General features: G+C 64.6%; 13 protein-coding genes. 9 read left to right on the top strand and 4 right to left on the bottom strand.

Translation table 11 applies throughout. The annotated features are described in order from the left end of the window. The first annotated feature begins 20 nt into the window (after nucleotides 1-20). The 5 genes from soxB to AC0L3S_RS35560 all read left to right on the top strand — a co-directional run bounded on the left by soxB (nucleotide 21) and on the right by AC0L3S_RS35560 (nucleotide 5259). Nucleotides 21-1772: a thiosulfohydrolase SoxB gene (gene soxB / locus AC0L3S_RS35580; RefSeq protein ID WP_473284483.1), complete on the top strand. Its 1752-nt coding sequence runs from the start codon at nucleotides 21-23 to the stop codon at nucleotides 1770-1772. Then, nucleotides 1769-2227, top strand: a complete 459-nt coding sequence (locus tag AC0L3S_RS35575) for a DsrE family protein (protein WP_473284481.1) — start codon at nucleotides 1769-1771, stop codon at nucleotides 2225-2227. The genes soxB and AC0L3S_RS35575 overlap by 4 nt, the downstream gene beginning before the upstream one ends. 272 nt (nucleotides 2228-2499) lie before the next feature. Next, entirely contained in the window at nucleotides 2500-3537 is a 1038-nt protein-coding gene (locus tag AC0L3S_RS35570; RefSeq protein WP_007598021.1) for an MBL fold metallo-hydrolase, read from the top strand. 75 nt (nucleotides 3538-3612) lie between these two features. Beyond that, nucleotides 3613-3786, top strand: a complete 174-nt coding sequence (locus AC0L3S_RS35565) for a hypothetical protein (RefSeq protein ID WP_473266632.1) — start codon at nucleotides 3613-3615, stop codon at nucleotides 3784-3786. A 264-nt stretch (nucleotides 3787-4050) separates the two neighbouring features. Then, nucleotides 4051-5259, top strand: coding sequence for an MFS transporter (locus AC0L3S_RS35560; RefSeq protein WP_473284479.1), 1209 nt, complete (start codon nucleotides 4051-4053; stop codon nucleotides 5257-5259). A gap of 166 nt (nucleotides 5260-5425) precedes the next feature. Here AC0L3S_RS35560 and AC0L3S_RS35555 read toward each other — a convergent pair whose 3' ends face one another. After that, complete coding sequence (locus AC0L3S_RS35555; protein ID WP_473265975.1) at nucleotides 5426-6772, bottom strand: MFS transporter; 1347 nt, start codon at nucleotides 6770-6772, stop codon at nucleotides 5426-5428. A 145-nt stretch (nucleotides 6773-6917) separates the two neighbouring features. Between AC0L3S_RS35555 and AC0L3S_RS35550 the strand changes: the two genes are divergently transcribed. Genes AC0L3S_RS35550 through AC0L3S_RS35535 form a run of 4 tightly spaced genes read left to right on the top strand, consistent with a single transcriptional unit; the run spans nucleotide 6918 to nucleotide 11516 of the window. Next, nucleotides 6918-7571: an ABC transporter ATP-binding protein gene (locus AC0L3S_RS35550; protein WP_473284477.1), complete on the top strand. Its 654-nt coding sequence runs from the start codon at nucleotides 6918-6920 to the stop codon at nucleotides 7569-7571. Then, nucleotides 7568-10030 (top strand): FtsX-like permease family protein, encoded by a 2463-nt coding sequence (locus tag AC0L3S_RS35545; protein WP_473284475.1) that lies wholly within the window; start codon nucleotides 7568-7570, stop codon nucleotides 10028-10030. Before AC0L3S_RS35550 ends, AC0L3S_RS35545 begins: the two co-directional genes overlap by 4 nt. Continuing rightward, nucleotides 10020-11102 carry a lipocalin-like domain-containing protein gene (locus tag AC0L3S_RS35540; protein WP_473284473.1) on the top strand — a complete coding sequence of 361 codons (1083 nt, stop codon included), beginning with the start codon at nucleotides 10020-10022 and terminating at the stop codon, nucleotides 11100-11102. The genes AC0L3S_RS35545 and AC0L3S_RS35540 overlap by 11 nt, the downstream gene beginning before the upstream one ends. A gap of 27 nt (nucleotides 11103-11129) precedes the next feature. Beyond that, the gene (locus AC0L3S_RS35535; protein ID WP_473284471.1) at nucleotides 11130-11516 is read left to right on the top strand and encodes an MAPEG family protein; all 387 of its coding nucleotides are present in this window, start codon (nucleotides 11130-11132) and stop codon (nucleotides 11514-11516) included. A 159-nt stretch (nucleotides 11517-11675) separates the two neighbouring features. On the opposite strand, the gene AC0L3S_RS35530 is transcribed toward AC0L3S_RS35535, so the two are convergent. The 3 genes from AC0L3S_RS35530 to AC0L3S_RS35520 form a co-directional block, all read right to left on the bottom strand. Next, nucleotides 11676-12869 (bottom strand): ABC transporter substrate-binding protein, encoded by a 1194-nt coding sequence (locus tag AC0L3S_RS35530; RefSeq protein WP_473284469.1) that lies wholly within the window; start codon nucleotides 12867-12869, stop codon nucleotides 11676-11678. Nucleotides 12870-13141: 272 nt separating this feature from the next. After that, a complete protein-coding gene (locus tag AC0L3S_RS35525) occupies nucleotides 13142-16306 on the bottom strand; it encodes an efflux RND transporter permease subunit (protein ID WP_473284467.1) in 3165 nt (1054 codons plus the stop codon). Beyond that, nucleotides 16303-17508: an efflux RND transporter periplasmic adaptor subunit gene (locus AC0L3S_RS35520; protein WP_473265968.1), complete on the bottom strand. Its 1206-nt coding sequence runs from the start codon at nucleotides 17506-17508 to the stop codon at nucleotides 16303-16305. Before AC0L3S_RS35520 ends, AC0L3S_RS35525 begins: the two co-directional genes overlap by 4 nt. Between the last annotated feature and the right edge of the window lie 371 nt (nucleotides 17509-17879).

Here is a 17879-nt window from a genome sequence, read left to right as displayed (position 1 = left end):
AGGGCGCGGAGAATTTCTGGATGGCGATCCGCCGCCGCGATTTCCTGAAGAATGCAAGCCTTGCTGCCGCATCGCTCGGCCTGCCGCGGCTTGCGCGCGGTGCTGAGGCCGCGAGCATTTACGACCTCGAACGGTTCGGCAATGCGCGGATCCTTCACCTCACCGATACGCATGCGCAACTCAATCCGGTCTATTTTCGCGAGCCCAGCGTCAATATCGGGATCGGCGAGATGGCGGGACGGCCGCCGCATCTGGTCGGCCGCGCCTTCCTCGACCGTTTCGGCATCAGGCCCGACAGCGCGGACGCCTATGCCTTCAGCTGCTTCGAGTTCGAGAAGTCCGCAGGTCGCTTCGGCAAGCTCGGCGGCTTCGCCCATCTGAAGACGCTGATCGACCGCTTGCGCGGCGATGCCGGCGAAAAGCACTCCATGCTCGTTGACGGCGGCGACCTCTGGCAAGGCACGGGGCTCGCCAACATGATGCAGGGCCGCGACATGGTCGAGGCCGCAAACCTGCTCGGTATCGAGGCGATGACCGGGCATTGGGAATTCACCTACGGCGAGCAGGTGCTGCGCGACAATCTCGCGCGGTTCAAGGGCGAGTTTCTGGCGCAGAACGTTTTCCTGACCGAGGAAGCCGCATTCAACGATGCCGCCGCCTTCGACAAGGCGACGGGGCGCGTGTTCAAGCCCTCCGTGATCAAGGAACTCGGCGGCCATCGCGTCGCGATCGTCGGCCAAGCCTTCCCTTACGTGCCGATCGCGCATCCCAAACGGTTCACGCCGGACTGGACCTTCGGCATCCGGGAGGAAGAGCTCCAGAAGCATGTCGACGGCTTGCGCGGTACCGACAAGGTCGATGCGGTCATCCTGCTGTCGCACAACGGTATGGACGTCGATCTCAAGCTCGCGAGCCGCGTCACCGGCATCGACGTCATCCTCGGCGGCCATACCCATGATGCGATCCCGCAGCCCATCGCCGTGAAGAATGCGAGCGGCACGACGCTCGTCACCAATGCCGGCTCCAACGGAAAATTTCTGGCCGTACTCGATCTCGCGCTCGACAAGGGCAAGGTCGGCGACGTCAAATATCATCTGCTGCCAGTTTATTCCGAGCTGTTGAAGCCCGATCCTGGGATGGCCGAACTGATCGGCCGGTTGCGGGCGCCCTTCGTCACCGACTGGTCGGAGAAGATCGCGACGCCCGATCGCCTGCTGTATCGCCGCGACAATTTCGCCGGCCCGGTCGACGAGCTGATCTGCAGCGCGCTGCGCAACGAGCTCAACGCCGAGATCGCGCTGTCGCCGGGCTTCCGCTGGGGCGTTACCGGGCTGTCCGGCCAGGCGCTGACGATGGAGGATTTGCTCGCGGAAACCGCGATCAGCTATCCCGAGACCTATATGCAGGAGATGACCGGCGCCCAGATCAAGGACGTGCTGGAAGACGTCTGCGACAACCTCTTCAATACCGATCCCTATTACCAGCAGGGCGGCGACATGGTGCGCGCCGGCGGGCTCAGCTACACCTGTACGCCGACGGCGGCGATCGGCAACCGCATCTCGGAGCTGAAGCTCAATGGCGGCAAGGCGCTCAATGCCAGCCACCGCTACAAGGTCGCGGGCTGGGCCTCGGTCAATGGCCAGCAAGGCGCGCCGGTGTGGGATGTGGTGGCAAAATATCTGCGCTCGGGTCGGATGTTTCAGGAGCGACTCGGCTCCGGCGTCACGCTGAGGGGCGTCGAGGGCAATCCGGGCATCGCAGGACAGGGATGATGCGGTCGCAAACCTTGTCCGCGATGCTGCTGGCGCTGCTCGCCTGGGCGGCGGTGCCGCCGGCGTTTGCGCAACAGGTGCCGCTCCAGGACAAGCCGTTCGCCGAGCACAAGATCGTGTTGCAGCTGTCCGATGGTGACGCCAGAAAGCAAGCTCTGGTGCTCAGCGTCGCCAACAATTTGCTGAAGGCCTACGACCCCGACAAGGTGGCGATCGAAATCGTGGCCTTTGGTCCCGGCATCGATCTCCTGTTCACCGGCAGCGAGCGCCGCAAGCAGGTCGAGAGCCTGATCGCGCAAGGCGTGCGGTTCGACATCTGCCTCAACACCGTCGACACGATTGAGCGTGAGACGGGCAAGCGGCCGGAGTTCATCCCCGCGGCGACACCGGTGCAGGTCGGGGTCGGCCAGATCCTGTTTCTCAGCGAGAACGGGTACACATTGGTGAGGCCCTGAGCCTTTTGTCGGGGCAAAGCGTCGCGGCACAGTCGGTGTCATCGCTCGCGAAGGCGGGCGATCCAGTACTCCGAGACCGCGAGGGGTACGGAAAGGGCGCGGCGTACTGGATTCCCCGCCTTCGCGGGGAATGACAGCGGTGCCTAGGTGACGCCCACCCACGCGGCATAGGAATAAAAATCTTCTAAATTTTCGTGCTTACACAGTGAATTGCTTCTCTTTCCAGCCCGAAGCGTAGTAGAATCGCGAGGGAATTCACGCCGGATCTTGCCATGATCTTCCGTCAGCTCTTCGACAGTGTTTCGGGTACCTACAGCTATCTCCTGGCGAGCCGCCCCGGCGGCGAGGCGCTGATCCTCGATCCCGTGCTGGAGAAGGTCGACCGCTACTGCCAGCTGCTGCGCGAGCTCGACCTCAAGCTAGTCAAGGCGGTGGACACCCATCTGCACGCCGACCACGTCACCGGCCTCGGCGAGCTGCGCGACCGCACCCATTGCATGACCGTGATGGGCGACCAGACCAAGGCCGACGTGGTGGCGATGCGGGTTGCCGACGGCGACAAGGTGACGATCGAGGGCCTGGCGCTCGACGTGATGTACACGCCCGGCCACACCGACGACTCCTATTCCTACTTGATGGGCGATCGCGTCTTCACCGGCGACACGCTGCTGATCCGCGGCACCGGCCGCACCGATTTCCAGAACGGTTCTTCGCGCGCGCAATATGAGTCTATTTTCAATCGGCTGCTCAAGCTGCCGGACGAGACGATGGTGTTTCCGGCGCATGACTACAAGGGCGACACCGTCTCCACCATCGGGGAGGAGAAACGCTACAATCCGCGGCTCCAGGTGCGCTCGGTCGACGACTATATCGAACTGATGGCCAATCTGAAGCTTCCCAATCCGAAGATGATGGACGTCGCGGTGCCCGCCAACATGCATGTCGGCCTGCATCAGGAGGAGCTGGAGAAAGAGGGCCGCGCGCTCCGCGCCGTCGAGGCGATCCGCAGCCTCGGCCGTCCCGATATCCTGCTGGTCGATTTGCGCGAGACCAATGAGCGGATGAAGCACGGCATGCTCGAAGGCGCGCTGCATACGCCCTATCCGTCCGTTGAGGACAGCCTCAAGCCCGGCGGCATGCTGCGCGAGGTCGCCGCCGCCACCGGCCGCCGCGTCGTGTTTTTCTGCGCGTTCGGCGAACGCTCCGCGATGGCTGTCGCCGCCGCCAAGGAGGCCGGGCTCACCAACACCGCCCACATCGCCGGCGGCATCGATGCCTGGAAGAAGGCCGGGGGGCCGGTGGTGCACTGACGACTTGAGATAAGTCAGGAACCGCACATATCTTCCGGATAGGATCGGGCGCAGCATCACCATCCGGGACCAGCCATGGCCAAGATCGGCAAGCCGAGCGCGCCGCCCAAAATTGCGGACGACACGCCAGCAAAAGACAAGGCGAACAAGCCTTCGCCTCCGCGCGACACCGAAGACGATGATTACGAAGACGGCGACATCGCGACACCAAAGCGCGACCGCTACGGGCCCGACGACGAGCCGTTTTGAGGGCTCGGCTCTTGCCTCGCTCTCAACTGTCGTCCTGGCGAAAGCCAGGATCCATACCGCGTGATCTATCGATCGTGGATGGTCGCAGTACCGGACCACGAGTTTTCGCCAAACTGCTTCCTGGGGTGATGGGTCCTGGCTTTCGCCAGGACGACGGCGGGGAATCCCCCGCCCCGCGCTACTGCCATGCGCCTGCGTTCATGGACAAATAACCGCTCTGCCCGATAGTTTGCGCGTGTCCAAAGGACGTGAAACGGAACTGCAATGGTCGACGTTCTCGCCGCACCGCAACAAGGCAAGGCGGACAGCGCGCTACGCACGCTGACGGGAATCTCGATCGCGCATTGGGTCAGCCATTTCCATTTGCTGGTCCTGCCGATGCTGTTTCCGTTCCTCAAGAATCAACTCGGCGTCGGCTATGTCGAACTCGGCTTTGCGCTGACCGTGTCGGCCGTGGTCTCGGGGCTGACGCAGGCGCCGACCGGCTATCTCGTCGACCATTTTGGCGCGCGACGGATCCTGCTGGGCGGCCTCACCCTCGGCGGCCTCGCGCTGATCCTGCTCGGGCTGCATCTGAGCTACACCTCGCTGATCGCCTGCGCCGTGCTGCTCGGGCTCGCCAACAGCGTCTACCATCCCGCCGACTATGCCATCCTCGCCGAGCACATGGACGAAGCGCGGATGGGCCGCGCCTTCTCGATTCATACCTTTGCCGGATATTTCGGCGGCGCGGTGGCACCGGCAATCGTCGCCGCGATGGTCACCATGTCTGGCGGTGCCGGTGCTCTGATCGCATCGGGCGCGATCGGCGTTCTGGTCGCGCTGTTGCTGGTGACCATGAACATTCCGGATGCCGGCGCGCACAAGGCGAAGCCGGGGACCGAGAACGCACCCAAACAAGCCGTGATCACGCCGGCGCTGATCACGCTGACGGCGCTGTTCATGCTGCTCAGCCTGTCGGTCGCCGGCATCAACAATTTCGGCGTGGTAGCGCTGATGAGCGGCTATGGCGTGACCTATTCCGCAGCCAATGTCGCGCTCACCGCGTTCCTCGGTGCAAGCGCCGCCGGCGTGCTCGCGGGCGGCTTCCTTGCCGACCATACCGAGCGCCACGGCTATGTCGCCGCCGCCTGCTTTGCCGCGAACGCGGCGATCGTGCTGCTGATCGCGCTGGTTACGCTGCCGGGCTGGGCGCTGATCGCTACGATGGCGGCCGCGGGATTCCTCTCCGGCGTGATCGCCCCCTCGCGCGACATGCTGGTGCGCAATGCAGCACCTCCCGGTGCTGCGGGGCGCGCCTTCGGCATCGTCTCCACCGGCTTCAATCTCGGCGGCATCGTCAGCCCGCTGCTGTTCGGCTGGATCATGGACCAGAGCGCGCCGCATTGGGTGTTCGGGGCGTCCGTGATCTTCATGCTCGCGACGGTGGTGCTGTCGCCGTTCACGGAGCGGAAGGCGAAAGCTGCGGCTTGAGTATCAAGCTCAATCGTCGTCCCGGCGAAGGCCGGGACCCATACGCACTCAAGTAGTCGTGGCGCGAACTGGTCATGGCTAGTCTTCGCCAAACCAAAAGTCGTGGTTATGGGTCCCGGCCTTGGCCGGGACGACAGTTGTATTTGTGATACGCGTTAACCGCCCCTTACGTCGGCGACACCACGCTCTTCAGCGGCGCGGCCTGCGGCGTAGCTCCACCGGTCAGCCTGGCCTTTTCCGTGTTGGGCCAGAGCAGGAGCAGCCCGAGCGCACCGGAGCCGACCATGATCGCAGCGTTGATGGTGAAGCCGGTCATGTAGCCGTCGAGCATGCTGCCGGCGCGCTGGATCACGCTGCCCATCACCAGCGGCGCGATGATGCCCGAAAGCGTATAGAGCGCGCCGTAGATCGCGAGAACCGCGCCGCGCTGCGACGTCGGCGTGAACTCGCCGAGCATGGGTGGGCAGACGACGTAGATCGCGCCGCACAGGCCCGAGCCGACCACGAGCAGGGCGATCTGGAGGCCCGCGCCTTGGACATGCGGCATCATCGCGAGGATCAGGCCGCCGACGATCAGCGGCACCGAGCCGAGCACGCCGCGGGAGATCCGCGACGTGTAGCCGCGTGCCAGCATCACCTGCGAGATCCAGCCGGTGAGAATGACGATGGTCGCCCCGAACACCCAGGGAAGGATCGACACGAAGCCCGCCTGAGACTGCGAGAAGCCGAGGCCCTTGACGATGAAGGGCGTGAACCAGGTGAGCCCGAGCGACAGCGCCCAATAGGCGCCGAAGGTCGCGGTCACGCAGCCGATGAAGGTGCGCGATGTCAGGAGCTGGAGATAGGGTATTTTCGGTTCGACCACGGCCGATGCGTGGGTGTCCAGCGGGCCTTCCTTGCCGAGCGCGAGCCAGGCCGCGACCCAGATCAGGCCGACGATTCCAAGCGCACCGAACGCATAGTGCCAGGAATGGTTGACGATGATCCAGTTCAGCGCCGGCACCGCCAGGATCACGCCAAAGGCCGAACCCTGCGACAGGATCGCGGTCGGCATCGTACGCTTCTCGTCGGGGAACCATTTGTAGACCGCGTGCATCGCCACCGAGGCCGCCGGGCCTTCGCCCGCGCCGAGCACGATGCGGCAGATCAGGAGCGTGGTGAAAGAGACGGTGCCGACCATCGGAAACTGCGTCAGCGCCCAGATCACCGCGAGGGTCAACAGCACCCAGCGGGTCGGTACCTTGTTGACGATGAAGCCGACCACGATGGCCGAGATCGAGAACAGGAAGAAGAACGACGAGCCGAGCAAACCGAACTGCTCGGGCTCGAGCTTCAGCTCGGTCATGATCGGAACGCCCGCAAGACCAACGACGATCTTGTCGGCGAAGTTCACCAGCATGAAAAGAAACAGGAGAAACGTGACGGTCCAGGCACCCTTTGGTGTTTCCCTGGGCGTTCCCGTGGATGTCCCCGTGATCTTGCCCGCCGCGGACTGCGTTGCCTGAGCGCTCATCGTTCTCCCCGTCGTCCCTTTTTGGCACTTTTTTGATGTGGTCCTCTTAGGAGCTAACAACGGCTTCAATAGCAACGCAACCCGGCATTTCCGCAGCAAGTGTGCTACGCAGCAATTCCGCTAATTCCGTCCGGCGCCATTCATCGTGCTGAGCATCCGAAACCTCTCCAAGACGTTCTCTTCGGCCGGTGAGCCGGTCCATGTCCTGCGCGGCGTCGATCTCGACCTCAAGGCCGGCGAACGCGTCGCACTGACCGGCGAATCTGGCAGCGGCAAGAGCACGCTGTTGCACCTGATCGCAGGGCTCGATGACGCTGATGGCGGCACGATCCGACTGGAAGACACCGAAATCACCAAGCTGTCTGATGCGGGCCGCGCGGGCCTGCGGCGCGACCGGATCGGCCTGGTGTTTCAACAGTACAATTTGATCCCGAGCCTGTCGGTCGGGGATAACCTGGTGTTTCAGGCGCGGATCGCGGGCCGATACGACGCAGCCTGGTATAAAGAGCTGATCGAACGCCTCGGGCTTGGCGGCCTGCTCAAGCGTTATCCAGAACAATTATCGGGCGGACAGCAGCAACGGGTCGCGATCGGCCGAGCGCTGGCGACAAAGCCGTCATTGCTGCTGGCGGACGAGCCGACCGGCAATCTCGACGAGGCCACCGCGGAGGACGTGCTGGCCCTGACGCGCGACCTCGTCACGCGCACCGGCTGCGGCTTTCTGATGGTGACGCACAGCCTGCATCTGGCCGCGACACTCGATCGCCACGTCAATCTGCATGCCGGGCGGATCGCATGAGGCGCGCGCTCTGGGTCCTCGCGGTGCTGCTCAGCCATTGGCGGCGCCACAAGATGCAGTTCGCGACGCTCCTGATCGGGCTGATCGCGGCGACCGCGCTGTGGAGCGGCGTGCAGGCGATCAACCAGCAGGCCCGCAACGCCTATGACCGCGCCGCGGCAACCTTCGGCGGCGCGCGGACGCCGATGCTGGTCGCGCCTGATGCCGCGACCTTTCCGCAGGAGCTGTTCGTCAAGCTGCGCCGCGCCGGCTGGCCAGTCTCGCCGATGCTGGAGGGACGGGTCCAGGTCAACGGCCGTTCGGTCCGGCTGCTCGGCATCGAGCCGGTGACGCTGCCTGTCGACGTCGGCAATGCACCTCGGCTCGGCGCCGCCGATCTAAGCAGCTTCGTCGCGCCGCCGGGCCAGACGCTGGTGGCGAAGGAAACCCTGATCGACTTGCAGGAGCAGGAGGGTGCGGCACCAGCGATCAGCAACGGGGCAAAACTGCCGCCGCTGCGCGTGCTGCCGCAGCTCGTGCCCGACGTGCTCGTGGTCGATATCGGCGTGGCGCAGCGGCTGCTGAACAAGCCGAACCAGATCTCGCGGCTTCTGATCGGCAAACCGAAGGGCAAGCCTGCGCCATTGGCGAGCGTCGTCGGCGACCGCTTGCAGCGGGTTGAGCCGGATGCGGAGACTGAGCTGGAGCGCCTCACCGACAACTTTCACCTCAACCTCACCGCCTTCGGCCTGTTGTCGTTCTTCGTCGGCCTCTTCATCGTCAATTCTGCCGTCGGTCTCGCCTTCGAGCAGCGGCTGCCGATGCTGCGCACGCTACGTGCCTGCGGTGCCTCGGCGCGACTGGTCAACACCGTGTTGGTGGTCGAGCTCGTGGCACTTGCGCTGGTCGCAGGCCTGATCGGGCTTGCCTGCGGCTATTTCATTGCGGCCGCGCTCTTGCCCGACGTCGCAGCATCCCTGCGTGGACTCTATGGCGCGCAGATTCCGGGGCAGCTCAGCCTGCGACCTGAATGGTGGCTCGCCGGGATCGGCATCAGCGTTGTGGGCGCGCTGGTGGCCGCGGCGACCAGCCTGATCAAGGCTGTCAGGATGCCGGTGCTGGCGACCGCGCAGCCGCGCGCCTGGCAACAGCGGCAGCGCCGTTGGCTGATCCTGCAAAGCGGAGCTGCCTGCGCCGTGTTCGCTGTCGCGCTGTTGCTGCTCCAGTACGGGCAATCGCTGATCGCGGGCTTTAGCGTGCTGGCGGCGCTGATGCTCGGCGCCGCGTTGATCCTGCCCGCGTTCCTCGAACTCATCCTGCTGGCCGGGCAGCGTTTGGCGCGGAGGCCGCTCGCCCTGTGGTTTTGGGCGGACAGCCGGCAGCAGCTCTCGGGTTTGTCGCTGGCGCTGATGGCGCTGCTGCTCGCGCTCGCCGTCAATGTCGGGGTGTCCACCATGGTGGAAACGTTCAGCCGCACTTTCGTCGGCTGGCTCAACGGGCGGCTCGCAGCCGACGTCTACATCAGCGCCTCCGATAATGCGAAAGGCGTCGCGATCCGCAACTGGCTGAAGGAGCGCCGCGATGTCGAGGCGATCCTGTCGGGCGGACGCGCCGACGCGCAGGTACATGGGCAGCCGGTGGAATTGCTCGGTCTGCCCGATCATGCGCTTTATCGCGAGCGCTGGCCGCTGCTGGAAGCCGCGCCGCGGGCCTGGACACGGCTCGTGCCCGGCAATGCGGCGTTCATCAGCGAGCAACTGAGCCGCCGCCTCAACGTCCGCGTTGGCGATGTCGTTGAAGTCCCGGCGCCGGGGGGGACCTGGGAGCTCGACATCGTCGGCATCTATGCCGACTACGGCAATCCCAAGGGACAGCTTGCGGTGAACGTCGCGGCACTGATCCGGCAGTTTCCGCAAACGCCGCAGACGCGCATCGGCCTGATCGTTGCGAAGGAGAATATCCCCGGCCTGATCGCGGCGCTGCAGAAGCAGTTTGCGCTCGACGATCGCAGCGTCGCCGACCAGGCGACGGTGAAAGCGGAATCGATCCGGATCTTCAACCGCACCTTCGCGGTGACCTCGGCGCTGAACGCGTTCACGCTCGGCGTCGCCGGGATCGCGCTTCTGACCAGCCTTCTCACGCTGGCGAACTCGCGCCTGCCGCAGCTTGCGCCGCTCTGGGCGATCGGCATCACAAGGCCGCGCCTTGCCGCGATCGAATTGACCAAGACGCTGTCGGTCGCGCTGTTGACGTCTCTGCTGGCGGTGCCGCTCGGGCTGCTGGTGGCGTGGTGCCTGATCGCGATCGTCAACGTGAAGGCGTTCGGCTGGCGCCTGCCATTCCATGTGTTTCCGCTGCAACTGGTCGAGCTGGTCGCGGTCGCGCTGTTCGCCTCATTGCTTGCCGCCCTGCTGCCGATGATCCGGCTGGCCCGGATGCAGCCGGCGAGCCTCGTCAAGGTGTTTGCCAATGAGCGCTGACAGGATCTCGCGGCGCACCTTCGCCGGCGGCATCGCCGCACTCGCGGCAGTCCGCCGCGCGGGCGCGCAAGGCTATGCCGGGCTCGGCGCGACGGCCGATGGCTTTGCCAAGGTCACACCGGGAAAGACATTCGCCTTTCCGGGCGATCACGGACCGCATCCGGAGTTTCGCATCGAATGGTGGTATCTCACGGCGAATCTCGTTGATGCCAGCGGCGCGGCGTGCGGCCTGCAATGGACGCTGTTCCGGCAGGCGACACAGCCGGGGCCGCAGGGCGAAGGCTGGGCTAATCAACAGGTGTGGATGGCGCATGCCGCGGTGACGCGTGCCTACACCCACCGCTTCAGCGAGCTGTTTTCCCGCGGCGGTGTGGGGCAGGCCGGCGTCACGGCGAAACCGTTCTCAGCCTGGATCGACGATTGGGCGATGAACGGATCCGAGCGCACCCAAGATCGCACCTTGGCGCCGCTGACGTTGAAAGCCTCGGGCGCCGACTTCGGTTACGCGCTGACGCTGGAGGCCGATCGTCCCGTGGTGCTGGAGGGCGATCGCGGCTACAGCCGCAAGTCGGAGCGCGGACAGGCCTCCTATTATTACAGCCAGCCGTTCTATCGCGCCCGCGGCACGCTCACCATCGACGACAGGCCGGTCGATGTGTCCGGCCAGGCCTGGATGGACCGCGAATGGAGCAGCCAGCCGCTCGACGCCGACCAGACCGGCTGGGACTGGCTGTCGCTGCACCTGTCATCCGGCGACAAGCTGATGCTGTACCGGCTGCGCCAAAAAGACGGCAAGGACTATCCATTCGGCAACTGGATCAGCGCCACAGGCGACACGCACATGATTGCGGGCGACGACATCCAGATGATTCCAACGGCGACGGCTGAGGTGGCCGGGCGCAAGCTGCCGGTGGAGTGGCAGATCGCGATCCCCTCGCGGTCGTTCTCGATCCTCTGCAAGCCGCTCAATCCAAAGGCGTGGATGGGGACCGGTTTTTCCTATTGGGAAGGGCCGATCAGCTTTGCCGGCACGCATCACGGCGTTGGCTATCTCGAGCTGACGGGGTATTGAACCGGGACCTGTTCGAAGGGACTAGCGATGTATCACCTCACTGCCCTCGTCACGCTGCTGGCGATCCTGTTCTACTTCTTCACCACCATCAACGTGTCGCGCGCGCGCACCAGAACCGGCGTCAAGGTGCCAGCAATGTCGGGCCATCCGGATTTCGAGCGCGCGTTCCGAATCCAGATGAACACGCTGGAATGGATGCCGATCTTCCTGCCGTCGCTCTGGCTGTTTGCGATCTACATCAGCGATGCCGGTGCAGCGGCGATCGGCGCGCTCTGGATCGTCGGCCGCATCGTCTACTTCATCGGCTATTCGAAGGCCGCCGCAAAACGCGGCCCGGGATTTTTTATTCAGGGTATCGCGGCCATTGCGCTGTGGGCCGGGGCGCTGGGAGCGGCGGTGCTGCGGCTGGTGTGAGGGGCGGGCTGCGACGACTCTCCCCGCCGTCGTCCTGGCGAAAGCCAGGACCCATAACCACAGGGCGTGGTTATGGGCACGATCGTGGCCACAGCTTGTTTCAACAAGCCGCTATCGGGGTAATGGGTCCTGGCTTTCGCCAGGACGACATAGAGAGACCTACTTCGTCAGCGGGCAGCCGCTCTCCTTGGCAGTGAAGAACGCCTTCTCGCCGGGAACGACCGCGAGCTGCTTGTAATAGTCCCAAGGCTTCTTCGATTCCGAGGGCTTCTTGACCTCGAACAGATACATGTCGTGGACCATGCGACCGTTCTCGAGCACCTTGCCGCCTTGCGCGAAATCGTCGTCGACCGGCAGCTCCTTCAGCTTCTTGGCGACCGCATCCGGATCCTTGGTGCCGGCGGCTTTGACCGCCTTGAGATAGCTCAGCGTCGCCGAATAGGTGCCGGCCTGGATCATGTTCGGCATCCTTCCGGTGCGCTTGAGAAAGCGTTCGCCGAGATGGCGCGTGCGATCGTTGATATCCCAGTAATAGCCCTCGGTCAGTACCAGGCCTTGCGCGGCCTGCAAGCCGAGGCCGTTCACTTCGGCGAGCGTCATCAAGAGGCCCGCGAGCTTCTGGCCACCGGAGACAATGCCGAACTCGGACGCCTGCTTGATCGAGTTGGTGGTGTCGAGGCCGGCATTGGCAAGGCCGACGATCTTCGCCTTCGAGCTCTGCGCCTGGAGCAGGAAGGAGGAGAAGTCCGAGGAGTTGAGCGGCACGCGCACCGAACCAAGCACCTTGCCGCCATTGGCCGTGACGATCTCGCTGGTGTCCTTCTCGAGGGCATAGCCGAAGGCGTAGTCCGCGGTGAGGAAGAACCAGCTGTCGCCGCCGGCCTTGGTCAGCGAGCCGCCGGTGCCGACACCGAGCGCGCGGGTGTCATAGGCCCAGTGGAAACCATAGGGCTGGCAAGCATCGCCGGTGAGGCGCGAGGTCGCAGCGCCGACGACGATGTCGATCTTCTTCTTTTCCTTGGAGAGCTCGTGGATCGCGAGCGCGACCGATGAGGTCGTCAGCTCCGTGATCATGTCGACGTTCTCGACGTCGTACCAGCGGCGCGCGATCGAGGTGGCGAGATCCGGCTTGTTCTGGTGGTCGGCGGTGACCAGCTCGATCTTCTGGCCGAGCACCTCGCCGCCGAAATCCTCGATCGCCATCCTGGCGGCCTCGACCGACCATTTGCCGCCGTAATCGGCGTAGACGCCGGACTGGTCGTTGAGGATGCCGATCTTGACGCCTTGCGCGGAGGCCGGCGCGGTCAGCAGCAAAGCCGAAATTGCGACAGCGGCCAAAAGGGCTGATTTCATGTGTTAGCTCCCAGCAGTTTTCTGTTTTGAAATCGCGCGGATACTAGTGAAGAACCCCGGCGGTGCCCATCCATTTCGGCCTAGGCCGTTAGTATGGAGGTGTGCGTCAAAGAAGCGGTGTCGTCCCGGCGAAGGCCGGGACCCATACTCCCAAAAAGTGGTTGCGACGCGAAGCTGGTAACCACGAGTCTTCGCAAAACTCCGCCCGGTGGCTATGGGCCTTCGCCGGGACGACACTGTGGGCGTTGATGCGCTGGCCGCACTGACTACGATCAGGCCACCGCCCTCGGCTTCCCCTCGTTCTTCCCCTCGGCCAGGTTCCGCACCACCACGTAGAAGATCGGCGTGAACAACAGCCCGAACAGGGTGACGCCGATCATGCCGAAGAATACGGCGACGCCGACGGCCTGCCGCATCTCCGAACCGGAGCCGGACGAGATCACCAGCGGCAGCACGCCGAGGATGAAGGCGAAGGACGTCATCAGGATCGGCCGCAGGCGCAACCGGCAGGCGTCAATCACGGCCTCCAGCCGCGGCTTGCCTTCGTTCTCGATGTCGCGGGCGAACTCGACGATCAGGATCGCGTTCTTTGCCGCCAGCCCCACCAGCACGACGAAACCGATCTGGGTCAGGATGTTGACGTCCTGCCCCATGATGCGCACGCCAATCGTGGCGGCCAGCAGGCACATCGGCACGATCAGGATCACCGCGAACGGCAAGGTCCAGCTGCCATATTGCGCGGCGAGCACGAGATAGACGAACAGCACGCAGATCGGGAACACGTAGAGACCCGCATTGCCGCCCGTGATCTGCTGGTAGGACAGATCGGTCCATTCGAAGCTGAAGCCGCTCGGCAGGGTGTCGTCGGCGAGCTTCTTGATGGCGTTGAGCGCGGTGGTCGAGCTGGTGCCCGGCGCCGGCTCGCCCTGGAGCTCGGATGCTGCATAGAGATTGTAGCGCGCGACGCGGTCAGGGCCGGAAACATCCTTGAAGTCGACCACGCTGCCGAGCATCACCATGTCCCCGGAGGCGTTGCGCGTGCGCAGCCGCGCGAGATCGCTCGGCTCTTTCCGGAACGGGAAGTCGGCCTGTGCGGTGACGTGGTAGGTGCGGCCGAACAGGTTGAAGTCGTTGACATAGGTCGATCCGAAATAGGTCTGGATCGTGTCGTTGATGTTGGCGATGGGCACGCCAAGCTTCTGCGCCTTGGTGCGGTCGATATCGACGAAGAGCTGCGGCGTATTGGCCGAGAATGGCGAGAACACCGTGGGAGCGAGCAGCGAGGGCGATTTACGCGCCGCGGCGACAAGCTCGTCGGTGGCCGCGGCGAGCAGCTCCGGCCCGCGGCCCTGGCGGTCCTGGATGCGGATGGCGAAGCCGCCGCCGGTGCCGATGCCGGGCACGGCCGGAGGCGGAATCACAATGATGAACGCGCCCTGGATTGCAGCGAGCCGCTTGCGCAGCTCGGCCGTGATGGCGTTCGCAGTCAGCCCCTTCTTGATCCGCACCTCGGGCTCGTCGAAAACAGGGAACAGCGCCGCAGCATTGCCGGCTTGCGTGCGCGTTGCGCCGGAAAAGCCCGCGAAAGCGGCAACGCGGACGATACCCGGTGTATCCAGCGAGATCCGTTCGATCTCGCGCACGACCTCGGTGGTGCGCGCCAGCGACGCCGCGCCCGGCAATTGCACGGAGATGATGACGTAACCGCGGTCCTGCGCCGGAATGAAGCCTTGCGACGTGGTCCCGATCAGCCAGCCGGCGCTGCCGATCAGCACGACGTAGATCAGGATCATCACCGCCGAATGCCGGATCACGAAATTGGCGAGGCCGGCGTAGCCATGCGCGAGACGATCGAACACGCGGTTAAACACGCCGGTGAAAGCGTTCCAGCCACGTGCAACAAGATTCCAGCGCGCCGGCGGCCGTTTCTCCTCATGGGGGACAAGGAGAAGCGAAGCCAGCGCCGGCGACAGCGTCAACGAGCAGAAGCAGGAGATTGCGGTCGCAACCGCAATGGTGACGGCGAATTGCTGGAAGAACTGACCGGAAATGCCGCCCAGAAACGCGGTCGGGACGAACACCGCGCAGAGCACCAGCGCGATCGACACCAGTGCGCCGCCGACCTCCTCCATGGTCTTCAGCGCGGCATCGCGCCGGCTCATGCCGTGCTCGAGATGCCGCTCGACATTCTCGACCACCACGATGGCGTCGTCGACAACGATGCCGACGGCGAGAACGAGGCCGAACAGCGTGAGATTGTTGATGGAGAAGCCGAGCGCTGCCATCACCGCGAAGGTGCCGACCAGCGAAACCGGGATCGCGATGATCGGAATGATCGCGGGCCGCCATCCTTGCAGGAACACCAGCACCACGATGACCACGAGCAACATGGCCTCATAGATCGTCTTGATCAGTTCGTGGACGGACTGCGCGATGAACTCGGTCGGGTTGTAGCCGATATTGAAGTCGAGGCCTTTCGGAAAGGTCTCCTTCAGCTTCGTCATCGTGTCCGAAATGTGCTTCGCGGTTGCGAGCGCGTTCGATCCAGGCCGCTGCGTCACCAGCATCGCGACCGCCGATTTGCGCAGCAGGAAGCTGTTGGTGGAGTACGCGAGAGCACCGAGCTCGATGCGGGCGACGTCGCGCAGACGCACCGTGCGGCCGTCGGAGCCGGCCTTGATCAGGATGTCCTCGAACTGCTTCTGGTCTTTCAAACGCCCGGTGAAGGTGAGGTTCGGCTGGAAGGCGCGGTCGGCGATCGGCGGTTCGGCGATCTGGCCACCCGCGATCTGCACGTTCTGCGCACGGATCGCGGCGAGCACCTCAGTCGCGGTCAGGCCGAGATTGGCGATCCGGTCGGGATCGAGCCACAACCGCATCGAATAGTCGCGTGCGCCGAAGATCTGGATGTCGCCGACGCCGTCGATCCGCAGCAGCTGGTCGCGGACCTGCAGTAGCGCGTAATTCGAGATGTAGAGCTGGTCGAACGTGTCGTCGGGCGACAGCATGAACACGACCATCAGAATATCGGGCGAGTTCTTGCGCGTGGTGACGCCGTTGCGTTGAACCTCTTCAGGCAAACGCGGCTGCGCGATCGCAACGCGGTTCTGCACCAGCACCTGGGCCTTGTCGAGATCGGTGCCGAGCTTGAAAGTGACGGTGATGGTGAGCTGGCCGTTCGAGGTCGCCTGGCTGTAGAGATACAGCATGTCCTCGACGCCGTTGATCTCCTGCTCGATGGGAGCTGCAACCGTGTCGGACACGGTCTGCGCGGAGGCGCCGGGATACTGCGTGGTCACGACGACCGTCGGCGGCACTACTTGCGGATATTCGGAGACCGGCAACGTGGTATAGGCCAGCGCGCCGACGATCAGCAGCACGATCGACAGCACCATCGCCAGGATGGGCTGGTTGATGGAGAGACGGCCAAGATTCATGATTTGCCACCGGCGGGCGCTGGTGCCGTCTGCGGCGCGACCTTGGCACCGACGCGGGCGCGCTGGATGCCGTTGACGATGACGCGGTCGTCCGCCTTCAATCCCTCGCGGATCACGCGCAGGCCCTCGTCGAGCGGCCCGAGCGTCACGGGACGTGCCTCGACGGTGTCGTCCGGCTTGACCACGAACACGATCTTGCGCGACTGGTCGGTCGCGACCGCGACGTCGGGGATCAGCAGCGCCTCATAGGGCGCGCTGCCGATCAGCCGGATACGGCCGAACTGACCGGGCAGGATCGAGAGATCGGCGTTCTTGACCACGGCGCGGCTGCGTAGCGTGCCGGTGGAGACGTCGAGACGGTTGTCGAGGAAGTTGATGGTGCCCTCATGCGACGGCTTGCTCTCGCCGGCTAGCGTCACCTGCACCGGGTTCGCCGTGTCGCGCGAGCTCGGGCGCTTACCTTCGAACCACAGCTTGCTGTACTTGATGAAGGTCGCCTCATCCATGTCGAAATAGACGTAGATCGGATCGAGCGCGACGATCGAGGTGAGCAGCGTCGAGGAGCCGGTATCGCTACCTTGCACCAGATTGCCGGGGCTGACGAGATGACGGCTGACACGGCCCGTGAGCGGCGCGGTCACATGGGTGAATTCGATGTTGAGCCGCGCGGCCTTCAGCGCGCCTGCGGCCTGCGTCTCCGCGGCGTGCGCGGCCTGCAAGGCCTGGCGCCGCTGGTCGACGGCCTGCTCGGAGACCGCGCTGGTCTGGACCAGGCTCAGGCCACGGTCGAGCTCGCGCTTGGCAAGCTCCACCTTGGCGCGCGCATCGGACAATTGGCCGTCCGCCTGCTCGGCCACCGCCTCGAACGGGCGCGGGTCGATGACGTAGAGCAGATCGCCCTGATGCACGATGGCGCCGTCCTGGAATTCGACGGAGTTGACGAAGCCGCCGACACGCGGGCGGACCTGCACCTCCTCGACGGCCTCGAAGCGGCCGGTGAACTCGTCCCAATCGGTAACGGTGCGCTTGACCGGCTGGGCGACGGTCACCGGCGCCGGCGGGGGAGCGCTCGCTTGCGAGGCCGGCTGGCCGCAACCGGTGAGCACGAACGCCGCGGCGAGAAGGCCGACGATGGCGTAAGGCCGAGGCGAAACGAAATCGTGCGTTTTGACAAATTGCTCGCTTCCGTCCGGTCCAGTCATCCCAGGTCCTCGCATAAAAACCGCGGTAATAGCAGGGTACGCCTGCACCCGCGGGCGCCACAACATGGGTGGCAATGATGAACTCTTCAAGACCACCGCACGCGCAATGCTCGGAGGAATGCCCTGGCCGGATGACGGGTTGACAGGGAGAGAAGCGACGCTCCTTCGCCTCTCCCCGCTTGCGGGGAGAGGCGAAGCGCGAAGCGCGGCGGGTGAGGGGGACTCTCCGCGAGTCAAACTATCGGCTCCCTCGCGGAGAGCCCCCCTCACCCCAACCCTCTCCCCGCAAGCGGGCTAGGGCATGCACATATCTGGTGCGGCGGATTGACTCAGAGCGGCATCTGGGGATTCCAGAATCGGGAAACCGTGTG

It is taken from the genome of Bradyrhizobium sp. Ken01, assembly GCF_055807355.1.
Note: the sequence above shows the minus strand (reverse complement) of the source record. Positions and strands in the feature narration are given on the sequence as shown.